This is a genomic window from Rhizobium sp. ARZ01 (assembly GCF_014851675.1).
GTDB lineage: Bacteria > Pseudomonadota > Alphaproteobacteria > Rhizobiales > Rhizobiaceae > Mycoplana.
Genome location: NZ_JACVAE010000003.1, coordinates 46,584 through 60,790, shown reverse-complemented (window position 1 = coordinate 60,790; position 14,207 = coordinate 46,584). Strand labels below are relative to the sequence as shown.

14 protein-coding genes are annotated in these 14,207 nt (G+C 61.8%); 13 read left to right on the top strand and 1 reads right to left on the bottom strand.

From position 1 onward, the window contains the following. Positions 1-12: 12 nt before the first annotated feature. Positions 13-891 carry a GntR family transcriptional regulator gene (locus IB238_RS17750; RefSeq protein WP_192249942.1) on the bottom strand — a complete coding sequence of 293 codons (879 nt, stop codon included), beginning with the start codon at positions 889-891 and terminating at the stop codon, positions 13-15. 257 nt (positions 892-1,148) lie between these two features. Here IB238_RS17750 and IB238_RS17745 point away from each other — a divergent pair, with 257 nt between their 5' ends. The 13 genes from IB238_RS17745 to trpA all read left to right on the top strand — a co-directional run bounded on the left by IB238_RS17745 (position 1,149) and on the right by trpA (position 14,196). After that, positions 1,149-2,168: an aldo/keto reductase gene (locus IB238_RS17745; RefSeq protein WP_192249938.1), complete on the top strand. Its 1,020-nt coding sequence runs from the start codon at positions 1,149-1,151 to the stop codon at positions 2,166-2,168. 23 nt (positions 2,169-2,191) lie between these two features. Beyond that, entirely contained in the window at positions 2,192-2,638 is a 447-nt protein-coding gene (locus tag IB238_RS17740) for an RbsD/FucU domain-containing protein (protein WP_192249935.1), read from the top strand. Positions 2,639-2,958: 320 nt separating this feature from the next. Beyond that, positions 2,959-3,948 carry an ABC transporter substrate-binding protein gene (locus IB238_RS17735; RefSeq protein WP_192249932.1) on the top strand — a complete coding sequence of 330 codons (990 nt, stop codon included), beginning with the start codon at positions 2,959-2,961 and terminating at the stop codon, positions 3,946-3,948. A 109-nt stretch (positions 3,949-4,057) separates the two neighbouring features. Further along, positions 4,058-5,608, top strand: coding sequence for a sugar ABC transporter ATP-binding protein (locus tag IB238_RS17730; protein WP_192249928.1), 1,551 nt, complete (start codon positions 4,058-4,060; stop codon positions 5,606-5,608). A 32-nt stretch (positions 5,609-5,640) separates the two neighbouring features. After that, positions 5,641-6,615, top strand: coding sequence for an ABC transporter permease (locus IB238_RS17725; RefSeq protein WP_192249925.1), 975 nt, complete (start codon positions 5,641-5,643; stop codon positions 6,613-6,615). 76 nt (positions 6,616-6,691) lie between these two features. Then, positions 6,692-7,708, top strand: coding sequence for a zinc-binding alcohol dehydrogenase family protein (locus IB238_RS17720; RefSeq protein WP_192249922.1), 1,017 nt, complete (start codon positions 6,692-6,694; stop codon positions 7,706-7,708). A gap of 56 nt (positions 7,709-7,764) precedes the next feature. Beyond that, positions 7,765-8,496 carry an SDR family oxidoreductase gene (locus tag IB238_RS17715; protein ID WP_192249919.1) on the top strand — a complete coding sequence of 244 codons (732 nt, stop codon included), beginning with the start codon at positions 7,765-7,767 and terminating at the stop codon, positions 8,494-8,496. Positions 8,497-8,675: 179 nt separating this feature from the next. Beyond that, the gene (gene phaZ, locus IB238_RS17710; RefSeq protein WP_192249916.1) at positions 8,676-9,959 is read left to right on the top strand and encodes a polyhydroxyalkanoate depolymerase; all 1,284 of its coding nucleotides are present in this window, start codon (positions 8,676-8,678) and stop codon (positions 9,957-9,959) included. 140 nt (positions 9,960-10,099) lie between these two features. After that, complete coding sequence (locus IB238_RS17705) at positions 10,100-10,528, top strand: DUF2852 domain-containing protein (RefSeq protein WP_192249913.1); 429 nt, start codon at positions 10,100-10,102, stop codon at positions 10,526-10,528. 90 nt (positions 10,529-10,618) lie between these two features. Further along, the gene (locus IB238_RS17700; protein WP_192249910.1) at positions 10,619-11,380 is read left to right on the top strand and encodes a M48 family metallopeptidase; all 762 of its coding nucleotides are present in this window, start codon (positions 10,619-10,621) and stop codon (positions 11,378-11,380) included. Between the two features lie 80 nt (positions 11,381-11,460). Continuing rightward, positions 11,461-12,138 carry a phosphoribosylanthranilate isomerase gene (locus IB238_RS17695; RefSeq protein WP_192251267.1) on the top strand — a complete coding sequence of 226 codons (678 nt, stop codon included), beginning with the start codon at positions 11,461-11,463 and terminating at the stop codon, positions 12,136-12,138. Then, positions 12,135-13,355, top strand: coding sequence for a tryptophan synthase subunit beta (trpB, locus tag IB238_RS17690; RefSeq protein ID WP_192249907.1), 1,221 nt, complete (start codon positions 12,135-12,137; stop codon positions 13,353-13,355). Before IB238_RS17695 ends, trpB begins: the two co-directional genes overlap by 4 nt. A 1-nt stretch (position 13,356) precedes the next feature. After that, positions 13,357-14,196 (top strand): tryptophan synthase subunit alpha, encoded by an 840-nt coding sequence (trpA, locus tag IB238_RS17685; RefSeq protein ID WP_192249904.1) that lies wholly within the window; start codon positions 13,357-13,359, stop codon positions 14,194-14,196. Positions 14,197-14,207: the final 11 nt, after the last annotated feature.

The window sequence follows — 14,207 nt, the reverse complement described above, 5'->3', positions numbered from 1 at the left end:
GTCGATTGCCGGTTAGTTGATCGACTGCAACAAAGTCTCGCGGGCGGACTTCAGGTGCCGCCGGCAGGCTTCATCGATTCGCGCTGGGTCACGGGACTGCAGGGCCTCGATATAGGCGAGATGCTCCTCCAGCGCGCGCGCATTGCGTTGGCGCGCGTTCGTCTTGTTCCACTGGTAGTGGTAGTGAAATACGATGGCGATGATGTCATAGAAATCGATAATGAAGCGGTTCTTCGAGGCCTTGTGCACGAACAGGTGAAACCGCTCGTCCAGTTCCGAAAATTCGCGGTAGCGATTTTCGACGTCGGCGAGGATTTCGCGATGAAGGGCGGCGATTGCATCCAGCTCCGCCCAGGCCGAGTGGTTGTCCGGCAGGTTGGCGAAGGCGGCGGCGGAGCGCAGCTCGAACATTTCGCGCACCTCGGTCAGTTCCAGCGCGAACTCGGGCGTAAATCCCTTCAGTACCCAATGGCTGTTCGGCCGCTTCTCGATCAGTCCGAAACGGCTGAAGCGGATGAGGAATTCGCGTACGCTGGTGGTTCCGGTGCCGATCTCCCGGGCGAGTTCAAGCTCGTTAATCTGCATACCGGGCTCGGCGCCGCCGGCAAGGATACGCCGCATGAAGCTGCGTTCGATGATCTCCGAAAGCGAGTCGGTTTCCTCCGTCGGGAAATAGTCTGATTGCACGGGTTTGCGAAGCACGACCTTGCTGCGCTTGGACCATTCGATCAGCCCGATTTCCTCGAGCCTGGCAAGGATCGCCCGCACGGTGGTCCGGCTGACGCCGAGCTGGCTGCCGAGCTCCGGCTCCGAGGCAAGCGTGTCGTTCCCCTCGATCAGTCCGAGGCAACGATTGAAGGCGTCCTTGAACACGGTGTTTTGCTTGGCCATGGATCTCGCCGGTCGAATTGTGGTGTTGTGCTCCCATAAGCGGTGGCAGGCGCATTAGCCAGACGGATGTGACGCGGACGCACGCATACCGTTCTCCCTCGCGAAGCACTCCGGGACATAATACCCATTGACCTTAATCTGTCTATTGTAGATAAAAGACAGAAATGGATAACCTGCTATCAAGCCGGATCCTGCAAACCAAAGAAATATGCGCGCGCAACTGAGGTGTGAGCGGGGGCGGGCAATCAAGGGGAAGCATGCGGACAAAGACCATCGGCACGACAGGTCTTGCCGTTACCGAGTACAGCTTCGGCACCGCCGCGCTCGGCGGCCTCTATCGCGCCTGCCCGCGCGATGTCGCGATGGAAACGCTGCAGGCGGCTTGGGACGAGGGGATGCGCTATTTCGACACCGCACCCTGGTACGGCTTCGGCCTTGCCGAGCGCGAGACGGGAGATTTCCTGCGCAGTAAGCCGAAGGGGGAGTGGACCCTGTCCACCAAGGTCGGGCGGATCATGGTCCCGGTCGCCGACGACAAGGTGCCGAACTACGGCTATGTCGATCCACTGCCCTTCGATGTGCGCTACGACTACAGCTACGATGGCATCATGCGGTCGGTGGAGCTAAGTTATGCCCGGCTCGGCCTGAACCGGATCGACATGCTCTATGTCCACGACATTGGCGGCTATACGCACGGGGCGGAGCGCAACGCACTCCATCTCCGGGCGCTGATGGACTCGGGTCTGAAAGCGCTCGAGGAGCTGAAATCGTCCGGGACGATCAAGGCTTATGGGCTTGGGGTCAACGAGGTTCCCGTCTGTCTGGAAGTCATGAAGGGCGCATCGATCGACTGCGTTCTTCTCGCTGGACGTTACACTCTGCTGGACCGTTCGGCTGTCGAAGAACTTCTGCCACTCTGCCTGAAGAGAAACACGTCCGTTGTTGTGGGCGGCGTTTTCAATTCCGGCATCCTGGCGACGGGCGCCGTCGAAGGCGCGCATTTCGACTACATGCCGGCGACCCAGGACGTGCTTTCGCGTGTCCGTGCGCTGGAGGAGCTTGCCAATGCGAACGGCGTGCCGCTGGCCGCCGCCGCCATGCAGTTTCCGCTTCGGCATCCGGCTGTCGCCTCCGTCTTGCTCGGCACCGCCAAACCGTCAAGCCTCCATCGCAATGCCGAGTTGACTAGGTCCCGAGTGCCGGAGGAGTTTTATGTGGAGGCGAACGCCTACAGCCTGGTTGCGCCGCCGCTCGGTCCCGATGCTGTCCGCCAATAGTCCAACGGGAGGGAATGTAACGCATGTTGAAAGGTATCCACCCCCTTCTCGGACCTGATCTGTTGCATGCGCTGCGAACTATGGGGCACGGGGACGACATCGTCATTGCGGACGCAAACTTTCCAGCAGGCTCCATGGGGCCGAAAGTCATCCGGGCGGATGGTGTCGATGCGCTTGCCATGACGGAGGCCGTGCTGTCGCACATGCCTCTCGACACTTTCGTGCCGGAGGCCGCCTGGCGGATGCAGGTCGTCGACGATCCGTCCGCCGTGCCGCCGGTTTGTGTCGAGTTCCAGAAAATCGTCAGCCGGCTTGCCGGCAATTTCACGATACATTCGGTAGAGCGCTTTGCGTTCTACGAGATGGCAAAGAAGGCGTCCTATATCGTTGCCACCACCGAGTTCCGGCTCTATGGCAACATCATTCTCAAGAAGGGTGTTGTGCATCCACATGAGGTGTTCAGGGTCTAATGCTGTAGACGCGCGGCACAAATAGAACGAATGTTCCGCGTTGACAATTTAGTGGAACCGATGTTTCACTTGTCGCATGGATCAGTCCGCTCGGCGATTGGAGGGGCGGACAAACACTGGAAAAGCAACGGAGGAGGCATTCGATGAAGGCGCTCCGGATAGGCGCGAGCAGGGAGATTTGACGCGGTCCAACCGGCTTGCAAAGCGGGCTTACCTCGGCTAGCTTGCCTGCATAACTGTTTTTTATAGATAAAAATCGATCCGCCAGCGTTCAGCGGTCCGGTTTCTTGGAGGAGAACGCACCCAGAGAGGAGAACATAATGCGCATTGCCAAATCGCTTCTGTCCCGACGCGCCTTCACGGCGCTTGCCGGCGCCGCCGTTTTCGCGACGATGTCGCCGGCCGCGTCTTTCGCGCAGGACGTCACCATTCCGATCATCGTCAAGGACACGACCTCCTTCTACTGGCAGATCGTGCTCGCCGGCGCTCGGGCGGCAGGCAAGGATCTCGGTGTGAACGTGCCGGAACTGGGCGCGCAGTCGGAAGCCGACATCAACGGCCAGATCAGCATTCTCGAAAACGCCGTCGCCGGCAAGCCGGCTGCGGTCGTGATCGCACCGACCGAGTTCAAGGCGCTCGGCAAGCCGATCGACGAAGCGGCAAAGGCCGTGCCAATCATCGGCATCGACTCGGCCGCAGATTCCAAGGCATTCACGTCGTTCCTGACGACCGACAACGTTCAGGGCGGCCGCATCGCTGCCGATGGCCTGGCAGCGGCAATCAAGGAAATGACCGGCAAGGAAGAGGGCGAGGTCGTGATCCTGACCAATCTTCCGGGCGTCGGCTCGCTCGAGCAGCGCCGCGAGGGCTTCCTGGACCAGGTCAAGACGAAGTACCCCGGCCTCAAGGTCATTGCCGACAAGTACGGGGATGGCCAGGCGACGACCGGGCTTAACATGATGACGGACCTGATCACCGCCAATCCGAATCTCGTCGGTGTCTTCGCCTCGAACCTGATCCTGGGGCAGGGCGTTGGTCAGGCGATTGCGGAAAACAAGCTCGGCGACAAGATCAAGGTCATTGCCTTTGACAGCGACGACAAGACGGTCGGCTTCCTGAAGGAAGGCTCGCTGGCAGGCCTCGTCGTGCAGGACCCCTACCGTATGGGCTATGACGGCGTGAAGACCGCCCTTGCCGTTTCCAAGGGCGAGAAGGTGGAGGCCAATGTCGACACGGGTGCAAATCTCGTAACGAAGGCCAACATGAGCGAGCCGAAGATCGAAGCGCTCATCAATCCGAAGGTCAACTAAGCATCTTGCGATCGCGCCGGCCTCTAAGCAGGCGCGATCGTTTCTTTGGAAGCAGCGCGGTCGGTGCGAGCGCGAGATCGCATCGGTTCGCAAAAGGGAGGAGTGGTCCATGAGTGGGCTGGAAGAGATCGCGCATCGCCACGATGACGCGCTGTTGACCGAAGGAAACCGCGTTCCCGCGGGCACTCCGATCCTCGAATTGAAGGGCTTGCAAAAGAACTACGGCTACGTGCAGGCGCTGAAGCCGGCGACGATGACGTTTCTGGCGGGCGAAATCCACGCAATCGTCGGCGAGAACGGTGCGGGTAAATCGACCCTCATCAAGCTCCTGACTGGGGTCATCACCCGCACCGCCGGCGAGGTGCTCTGGTGTGGTCACCCGGTTGCCCTCGCCACGCCCAACGAGGCAATCGCTCGCGGCATCAATGCGGTGCATCAGGAAGTCGTCCTCTGCCCGCACCTGACCGTGGCGGCAAATCTCTTTCTCGGCGACGAGGTAAACCGGAACGGGCTGATGCGGAAGAAGCAGATGGAGAAGATGGCCCAGGCCGTCCTCGACGATCTCGGCTTCGGCCTGCCGGCTGCCGTGCCGCTCGGTTCGTTGACCATCGGCCAGCAGCAACTCGTCGCCACGGCACGTGCGGCCATGCGCGGCACGCAGTTCCTCATCTTTGACGAGCCGACCGCCTATCTGACGCGCCAGGAGTCCGCCCAACTCTTCAAGTTGATCCGCCGCCTCCAGAGCGAGGGTGTGACGATCGTCTACATCAGCCATCGCATGGAAGAAGTTTTCGAATTGGCCGACCGGGTCTCGGTTCTGCGGGATGGCACGCACGTCGGCACGCGGAATATCGGTGAAACCAATGAGAACGAGCTGATTGCGCTGATGATCAACCGCACGATCGAGCAGATCTACCACAAGGAGGAGATCCCGTTCGGCGAAACGATCCTCGAAACGCGTAGTCTCTCCGGTCCGGGTTTCGAGGACATTTCGCTGTCGGTGCGGGCGGGCGAGATCGTCGGCCTATATGGCCTGATTGGCGCCGGCCGCAGCGAGTTTGCACTCGGCCTCTACGGGCGCCATCCGATTTCCACCGGCGAGATTCACTGGATGGGCAGGAAGGTGGACATCAAGAACGAGCGGACGGCGATGGAGCTGGGCATCGCACTTGCCCCGGAAAGCCGGCGCGATCAGGGGCTTTGCCTCAACCTGCCGATCGGTCTCAACATCAATCTTCCCGTATTCAGAAAACTGAGCCACGGCCCGGTGATCGGCCGCGCCGAGGAGGCCGCAAATGCTGACAAGCAGATCCGCGACCTCAGCGTCAAGACCCCGAGCCGACGCGTGCTCGTCTCGTCGATGTCGGGCGGCAACCAGCAGAAAATTGTTATCGGCAAGTGGCTGAGCCACGGCGCTCGGCTCTTCATCTTCGATGAGCCGACCGTCGGGGTGGACGTCGGTACGAAAGCGGAGATCTACCGGCTCTTTGCCAAGCTCCTGAAGGAGGGGGCCGGCATCATCCTGATCTCCTCCTATCTGCCGGAGGTCTACGAACTCGCGGATCGGCTGCATGTGTTCCGTGGCGGCAGGCTCGTCGGCAGCCACGAATTCCATGGTGCGACCCACGAAGACGTGCTCGGCGAAGCGATTGGCGTCTGAGCAAAGACAAGAATGAAGAGGGAGAAGCAAGAATGACCATCACTTCAACGGAAGCCGCGGCCGCCGCCCCGCGGCGCGGGATGAACGTCCTCTTCAGCCTGACGCTAATCGGTCTGTTGCTCCTCCTCTGGATCGCGCTCGGGTTCGTCACCGCAAGCTTCTGGACGCCTCTGAACATCTCGAACCTGTTGCGCCAGGGAGCGATGACGGCGATCCTGGCCGTTGGCCAGACCTTCGTCATCATCACCGCCGGCATCGACCTGTCGGTCGGTGCGATCGTCGGCTTTTCCAGCGTCATCCTCGCCTGGCTGCTGCAGGCAGGCGTGCCGCTCTGGATGGCGATCGTGGCCACGCTGCTGCTGGGCGTCGCCATCGGCGCCTTCCATGGCTTCGGCATCGTGCGCATGGGCCTTCCACCGTTCATCATCACGCTCGCGACGCTGACCTCCCTGCGCGGCATCGGCCTTCTGATCACCAACGGCTCGACGATCTCGATCACCAACGAGACGTTCACCAATTTTGCCCGCGCCGATTTTCTCGGCATCCCGAGCCTGTTCTGGATGGTGATCCTGATTGCCGTGCCGGCCTATGTTTTCCTGCACCTGAGCCGCTGGGGCCGCTATCTGTTCGCCGTCGGCTCCAACAGCGAGGCTGCTCGCCTTTCCGGCGTCAACGTCAACCGCACGATCTATATGGCTTACATCCTGTCCGCGACCTGCGCGGCCTTCGTCGGCGTTTTGCTCGCCTCGCGTATCGGCATCGGCAATGCGACGCAGGCGGAAGGATGGGAACTGCAAGCGATCGCGTCCTCGGTGATCGGCGGCACCAGTCTTTTCGGCGCGGTCGGCTCGGTTCATGGGCCGCTGATCGGCGCTTTCATTCTGGCCACGATCAACAACGGCGCGAATCTCCTGAACGTCAATTCGTTCTGGCAGCGCATCATCACCGGCCTGCTGATCATCGTCATCGTCTATTTCGACCAGCTTCGCCGCCGCGGAAGCCGCTGAAGCTGAAGCGAAGACACCCGCTCGAGAACCACCTGACCGGCGCCCATCACGCGTCGGCCCGCCGGGAGATTTTGCCATGCGCGCCATCGTGTGCCAGGAGCCGGGCCGGCTCGAAATCATCGAGCGACCGAAACCGTCGGCCATGCCGGAGGGGTGGGCGCGGATTGCCGTCAGCCACGTTGGAATCTGTGGCACCGACTACCACATCTTCGAGGGCAAGCACCCCTTCCTCGAATACCCCCGCATCATGGGACACGAGATATCTGCGACCGTGCTTGAAGCGCCGGCGGAGAGCGGGTTGGTGAGGGGCCAGCCGGTGATCGTCAACCCTTACATTTCCTGCGGAACCTGCATTGCCTGCCGCAAAGGCAAGCCGAATTGCTGCGTGGCGATCAAGGTGCTCGGCGTCCACACGGACGGTGCCTTCTGCGAGGAGATCGTGGTGGCGGCGGGGAACCTGTACCCGGCCGGCGGGCTGTCGCTGGAGGCGGCCGCGACGGTCGAGTTTTTGGCGATCGGTGCGCATGCGGTCCGTCGCGCGCAGGCGCCAATGGCGTCGCGTTCCCTCGTGATCGGTGCCGGCCCGATCGGACTCGGCACGGCACTTTTTTCCCGCATCGCCGGTCATGATGTGACCCTGCTCGACACGTCTGCCGAACGCCTGGCGATGGCCAGCGAACGCCTCGGCTTACGTGGCGTGGTGGCGGATGCGAATGCGCCCGAGGTTCTCGTAGACCTTACGCAAGGCGAGGGATTTGATGTCGTCTTCGACGCGACTGGATACGTTCAGTCGATGGAGACCGCCTTTTCCTATGTCGCACATGGCGGTGCGCTGGTGTTTGTCAGTGTCGTGAAGGACGAGATCCGTTTTGCCGATCCAGAGTTCCACAAGCGGGAAATGACGCTGGTCGGCAGCCGCAACGCGACGGCCGAGGACTTCAGGCATGTCGTGGCCTCGATCGAAACGGGCCATGTGCCGGTCGAAGCTCTGGTGACGCACCGGACGACTCTCGACGCGGTCCCCCACGATCTTGCGCGCTGGGCGACCCGAAAGGACGGCTTGATCAAGGCAGTGGTGAACGTCGCTGGCTGACCATCAGCCGTGCTACTAGCAGTCAACGAACGAATTTCAAATGCGAGGATGGGAACATGAGCGATAGCCTGGCGGGAAAAACAGCGCTGGTAACGGCTGCAGGGCAGGGGATCGGCCGCGCCTCGGCGCTGGCTTACAAGCGTGCCGGCGCAAGCGTGATCGCAACGGACATCAATGCCGCGGCGATCCAGACGCTTGGGGCGGAAGGTATTTCGACGCGCCTTCTCGACGTTCGTGACGAGTCTGCGGTGAAGACAGCCGTTGCCGAGATTGGCGCGATCGACATCCTGTTCAACTGTGCCGGCGTCGTCCATGGCGGAACCATCCTCGACGCCAAGGATGAGGAACTGGAGTTTGCCTGGGATCTGAATGTCCGTTCGATGGTACGTACGCTCCGGGCCGTTCTGCCGGGTATGCTGGCGCGGGGCGGCGGCGCGATCGTCAACATGTCTTCGGTCGCAAGCAGTATCAAGGGTGTCTCGAACCGCTTTGCTTATTCGGTAACGAAGGCAGCGGTGATCGGCCTGACGAAGTCTGTCGCCGCCGACTATGTTGGCCAGAACATCCGTTGCAATGCCATCTGTCCGGGCACGGTCGAGAGCCCGTCCCTGCAGGAGCGCATGCGCGCCGGCGGCGACTATGAGGCGGCGCGCGCCGCCTTCATAGCGCGCCAGCCGATGGGCCGGATCGGAACGCCTGACGAGATCGCCGATCTTGCGGTCTATCTCTCCGGAGCCACCTACACCACCGGCCAGGCCTATGTGATTGATGGCGGCTGGACGGGCTGAATCCAGCCGTCTCGCCGTAATCACTACTTGCGTATGTTGGGTTGAGCGCCGCCGCGGTTCTGTTGCGCTGCAGCGAAAACCTGATAATGTGTAAACAATCGCGACCAGCGGTATGCAACGAGCGCAACGCGCCCGAAGGGAACCATGGTTTCCAAAAGTTCACGGGGTGATGCCTCCCAATGTACTACCAGCTCTACGAATTGAATCACGCCATGATGGCGCCCTGGCGCGCCGTCGCCGATCAGATGCGGCTGGCCTACAGCAACCCGCTCAACCCGCTCTCGCACACTCACTTCGGAAGGTCTATGGCTGCCGGGCTTGAGGTTCTGGAGCGCGCGACGCGACGCTACGGCAAGCCGGCGTTCGGTCTCGATGAAATCGTGATCGATGGCCAGACCGTCTCCGTCCACGAGAAAATCGTCTGGCAGCGCCCCTTCTGCAATCTCGTTCATTTCGAGCGCTGCCTGCCGGCCGGCCATCGCCGCGATCCGAAAGTCCTGATGGTGGCGCCGATGTCGGGCCACTACGCGACGCTCCTGCGCGGCACGGTCGAAACCCTGCTTCCGAACGCCGAAATCTACATCACGGACTGGGTAGATGCCAGGATGGTGCCGCTGTCGGAAGGCAGCTTCGATCTCGACGATTTTATCGACTACATCATCCAGATGCTGCACGCGCTGGGACCGGACACGCACGTGATGGCGGTCTGTCAGCCATCCGTGCCCGTACTCGCTGCTGTCGCCCGCATGGAAGAGGAGGGCGACCCGCTCTCGCCCTCGACGATGACGCTGATGGGCGGGCCGATCGATACGCGCGTCAACCCGACCGCGGTGAACCGGCTTGCCGAGGAACGCCCGATCGACTGGTTCCGCGATAACGTCATCATGCCGGTGCCGTGGCCGCAGCCCGGCTTCATGCGCATGGTCTATCCCGGCTTCCTGCAGCTTTCCGGCTTCATGTCGATGAACCTCGACAAGCACCTGATCGCTCACAAGGAGTTTTTCGCGCACCTCGTCAAGAACGACGGCGATGCTGCTGAGAAGCACCGCGATTTCTACGACGAATACCTGGCAGTGATGGATATGACCGCCGAGTTCTACCTGCAGACGGTCGAGACCGTGTTCATGAAACACGCCCTTCCGAAGGGGGAGATGCTACATCGCGGCCGGCGCGTCGACACGGCGGCGATCCGCAACGTGGCGCTGCTGACGGTAGAGGGCGAGAACGACGATATCTCCGGCGTCGGCCAGACCAAGGCCGCGCAGACGATCTGCACCAACATCCCCGAAAATATGCGCATGCACTATATGCAGCCGGATGTCGGTCATTATGGCGTGTTCAACGGGTCGCGCTTCCGTCGCGAGATCGCCCCGCGCATCCTCTCCTTCATCGCTGCCCATGGCCGCGGTGAAAAGCCGGTCCCGCGCGTCATCAAGGGCGGTAAGTCTGCCGCCGGGAAATAACCCATAGTTGATTTTGCGTGGGGCTTTCAGGCGCTTGTCCGATTCCGCCGGACGGCGTCTTGAAGCGTGATCGCGGTCTTACCACATCGAAATCACCGGGCGCCACGGTGGCGATCGGCCGAATGTGAGGAAGATTGCAAATGAACCAGTCAGCAATGCTGCGTCCCGACTGGACGCCTGCGACCATCGCGCTGATGGTGCTGGGCTTTATGGTCTTCTGGCCCCTGGGCCCGGCCATGCTTGCCTACATCATTTTTGGCGAGCGGCTGAAAAGCTTCAAGAAGGATGCCAACGAGGCTACGGATGGCTTTTTCGCCTCCTGCCGCGGGCGTCATCGCGGGTTTCGCGGCCATGGTTTCGGATCGGGTAACGTTGCCTTCGATGAATGGCGTGATGCCGAGCTGAAGCGCATCGAGGAAGAGCGCCGCAAGCTTGACGAGATGCGCGAGGAATTCGACGCCTATATGCGCGAACTGCGCATGGCCAAGGACAAAGAGGAGTTCGACCGCTTCATGCGGGAGCGCCGCTCCGGCAATGGCGGCTCGGTTCCGGCCGCCCCGAGCGCCTGACGGCCAAGTTGTTCGAAGTGATTGCCGGCGCCCTCGCGGCGCCGGCTTTGTGAGGTTTAAAGGCGGTGCGAATCGGCTAATAAGGACGCAATGTTCTCCTCTCTGCTGAAACCCCGCCGGACACTGAGGACGCCGCCACCGCCCGAGATCAGGCAGGTCGAGGTGAATGGCAGGAGTGTGCCGCTGACGATCCGCCACAATGCCCAAGCCACGAGGCTGACATTGCGCATCGAACCCGGCGGACGGGCGCTGAAAATGACAGTGCCGACTGGCCTTCCCGAACGCGAGATCCGGGATTTTCTTGACCGGCACCAGGCGTGGCTGATGACCAAGCTTGCGCGCTTTTCGACGCGCAGCGCGCTGTCGGACGGTCATCACATCTTCATTCGCGGCGTCGCCCATCGCATCGAGGAGACAGGCAAGCTGCGCGGCCTGACGGAGGCCGTCTTTGTCGATGGCGAGCCGGTCCTGCGTGTCAGTGGCCTGAGCGAGCATGTGCCGCGGCGGATCTGCGATTTCCTGAAGAAGGAGGCCCGGAGGGATCTGGAGGAGCGGGTTGCGATCCACGCGCCGAAGGTCGGCCGCAAGGTCCGTTCGCTGACGCTGCGGGACACGCGTAGCCGCTGGGGGTCGTGCTCCGCCGATGGTGCACTCAGCTTTTCCTGGCGCATCGTCATGGCGCCGCCCTTCGTGACAGATTATCTGGCGGCACACGAGGTGGCACATCTGCGCGAAATGAACCACGGCCCCGCGTTCTGGAACCTGTGCGCAAAACTGTGCCCGCGCGTCGAGGAGGCCAAGCGCTGGCTGAAGCGCAACGGCACGATGTTGCACGCCCTCGACTTCGACTGACCGAAGGCCTGCAGCGCGGCGAATGTCCTCGACTCTTCGGCGATTTCATGCGAGGTCCATGACCCATGAAAAGCAATGCCATGACAAACTTCGACATCAAGATTTGCGGGTTGCGGACGCCCGAGGCGGTGCTGCGCGCCGTAGACCTCGGTGCCAGTCATATCGGCTTCATCTTCTTCGGAAAAAGCCCGAGAAACATTGAGCCTGCCGACGCTGGCGAGCTTGCCGAACCGGTGCGCGGTCGGGCTAAGATCGTTGCTGTCACGGTGAACGCTGAAAACGACGACTTGGACGAGATCGTCGCGCTTCTGAGGCCGGACATCCTGCAATTGCACGGCGGCGAAAGTCCGGAGCGCGTGCTGACGATCAAGGCGGTCTATGGCCTGCCGGTGATGAAGGCCTTTTCCGTGCGTGAGGCGGCAGATCTTGAGAAGATCGATGCCTACGTCGGTATCGCCGACCGCTTCCTGTTCGACGCAAAACCGCCAGTGGGCTCCGATCTGCCCGGCGGCAACGGCGTTTCCTTCGACTGGACGCTCATGCATGCGCTTGACGACAATGTCGATTACATGCTTTCCGGTGGCTTGAATAAAGACAATGTCGGCGAAGCCATCGCGGTGACGCGTGCGCCAGGCATCGATGTCTCGTCCGGGGTCGAAAGCGCACCGGGCGTCAAGGATATCGGCAGGATGGAAGAGTTTTTCGCAGCGGTGCGGCGGGCGACCGGTCCGGCTGCGGCCGTAGGGAGTAGGATGTGAGTCAGTCACCCAATCTGAATTCGTTTCGCGGCGGTCCCGACGAGGACGGTCGTTTCGGCATCTACGGCGGCCGTTTCGTCGCCGAGACGCTCATGCCGTTGATCCTCGATCTGCAGGAGAAGTGGGACGAGGCGAAGACGGATCCGGAATTCCAAAGGGAACTGGCCCATCTGGGTGCCCATTACATCGGCCGGCCTTCGCCATTGTATTTCGCCGAGCGCCTCACAGAGCATCTCGGCGGCGCGAAGATCTATTTCAAGCGCGAGGAACTGAACCACACCGGTTCGCACAAGATCAACAACTGCATCGGCCAGATCCTGCTTGCCAAGCGCATGGGCAAGACGCGGATTATCGCCGAGACCGGCGCCGGCCAGCACGGCGTGGCCTCCGCCACGGTCGCCGCGCGCTTCGGTCTGCCCTGCGTCGTCTATATGGGCGCCACCGACGTAGAACGTCAGGCGCCGAATGTTTTCCGCATGAAGCTGCTCGGTGCCGAGGTGAAGCCGGTCACGGCTGGCCACGGTACGCTGAAGGACGCAATGAACGAGGCCCTGCGCGACTGGGTCACCAACGTTGATGATACGTACTACCTGATCGGCACCGCCGCAGGCCCGCATCCCTACCCGGAAATGGTCCGCGATTTCCAGGCCGTGATCGGCCGCGAGGCACGCGAACAGATTCTTGCGGCCGAAGGGCGGCTGCCGGACGTCGTCATCGCGGCCGTTGGCGGCGGATCGAACGCCATCGGCATCTTCCATCCCTTCCTCGACGACAAGGACGTGAAGATTGTCGGCGTCGAGGCCGGCGGCAAAGGGCTGGACGGCGAAGAGCACTGCGCCTCGATCACGGCCGGATCACCTGGCGTGCTCCACGGCAACCGCACCTATCTGCTCCAGGATGGGGACGGCCAGATCAAGGAAGGCCATTCGATTTCCGCGGGCCTCGACTATCCGGGCATCGGCCCGGAACATTCCTGGCTGAACGATGTCGGCCGCGCCGAATATGTGCCGATCATGGACCACGAGGCGCTCGAAGCTTTCCAGCTTCTCACCCGAGTGGAAGGTATCATCCCGGCGCTCGAGCCTAGCCACGCGCTGGCCGAGGTCGTCAAGCGCGCTCCGAAGATGGGCAAGGACGAGATCATCCTGATGAATCTCTCCGGCCGCGGAGACAAGGACATCTTCACTGTCGGCAAAATCCTCGGCATGGAGCTCTAAGATGACTGCGCGCATGGACAAACGTTTTGCCGATCTCGCAGCCGAGGGCCGCCCGGCGCTCGTGACCTATTTCATGGGCGGCGATCCGGATTACGCCTCATCGCTTGCCATCATGAAGGCGCTGCCGAAGGCCGGCGCCGACGTGATCGAACTCGGCATGCCCTTCTCCGATCCCATGGCCGATGGACCGGCGATCCAGCTTGCCGGCCAGCGTTCGCTGAAAGGCGGGCAGACACTGGCAAAAACCCTGCAGATGGCGCGCGACTTCCGCCTTGAGGATGCCGACACGCCGATCGTGCTGATGGGATACTACAATCCGATCTACATCTACGGCGTCGACCGTTTTCTGGACGATGCACTGGAAGCCGGCATTGACGGGTTGATCGTCGTCGATCTTCCGCCGGAAATGGACGACGAGCTTTGCATTCCCGCCCTCCAGCGCGGCATCAACTTCATTCGTCTCGCAACGCCGACGACGAACGCCAAGCGCCTTCCGAAGGTACTCGAGAACACGTCCGGCTTCGTCTACTACGTATCGATGAACGGCATCACCGGATCGGCGCTGCCGGATCCGTCCTTGATTGGCGGTGCTGTCCGCAAGATCAAGGAACACACCAAACTTCCCGTCTGCGTCGGCTTCGGCGTCAAGACGGCAGAGCACGCGCGCGCCATCGGCGCATCTGCGGACGGCGTCGTCGTCGGCAGCGCTATCGTCAACCAGATCGCCTCCAGCCTTACGGCCGAGGGTGCTGCCACCGAAGCAACCGTCGCCGGCGTCGAGGCGCTGGTGCGCAACCTGGCTTCGGGCGTGCGTAGCGCCCGGCTTGCGGCAGCGGAATAAATCCCCACATA

Bases quoted from the DNA above. Each gene is read 5' to 3' on its own strand.
- IB238_RS17725 (WP_192249925.1), top strand. From the start codon at position 5,641: ATGACCATCACTTCAACGGAAGCCGCGGCCGCCGCCCCGCGGCGCGGG.
- IB238_RS17735 (WP_192249932.1), top strand. From the start codon at position 2,959: ATGCGCATTGCCAAATCGCTTCTGTCCCGACGCGCCTTCACGGCGCTT.
- IB238_RS17745 (WP_192249938.1), top strand. From the start codon at position 1,149: ATGCGGACAAAGACCATCGGCACGACAGGTCTTGCCGTTACCGAGTAC.
- trpA (WP_192249904.1), top strand. From the start codon at position 13,357: ATGACTGCGCGCATGGACAAACGTTTTGCCGATCTCGCAGCCGAGGGC.
- IB238_RS17705 (WP_192249913.1), top strand. From the start codon at position 10,100: ATGAACCAGTCAGCAATGCTGCGTCCCGACTGGACGCCTGCGACCATC.
- IB238_RS17740 (WP_192249935.1), top strand. From the start codon at position 2,192: ATGTTGAAAGGTATCCACCCCCTTCTCGGACCTGATCTGTTGCATGCG.
- IB238_RS17700 (WP_192249910.1), top strand. From the start codon at position 10,619: ATGTTCTCCTCTCTGCTGAAACCCCGCCGGACACTGAGGACGCCGCCA.
- IB238_RS17750 (WP_192249942.1), bottom strand. From the start codon at position 891: ATGGCCAAGCAAAACACCGTGTTCAAGGACGCCTTCAATCGTTGCCTC.
- IB238_RS17720 (WP_192249922.1), top strand. From the start codon at position 6,692: ATGCGCGCCATCGTGTGCCAGGAGCCGGGCCGGCTCGAAATCATCGAG.
- IB238_RS17715 (WP_192249919.1), top strand. From the start codon at position 7,765: ATGAGCGATAGCCTGGCGGGAAAAACAGCGCTGGTAACGGCTGCAGGG.
- IB238_RS17730 (WP_192249928.1), top strand. From the start codon at position 4,058: ATGAGTGGGCTGGAAGAGATCGCGCATCGCCACGATGACGCGCTGTTG.
- IB238_RS17695 (WP_192251267.1), top strand. From the start codon at position 11,461: ATGACAAACTTCGACATCAAGATTTGCGGGTTGCGGACGCCCGAGGCG.
- phaZ (WP_192249916.1), top strand. From the start codon at position 8,676: ATGTACTACCAGCTCTACGAATTGAATCACGCCATGATGGCGCCCTGG.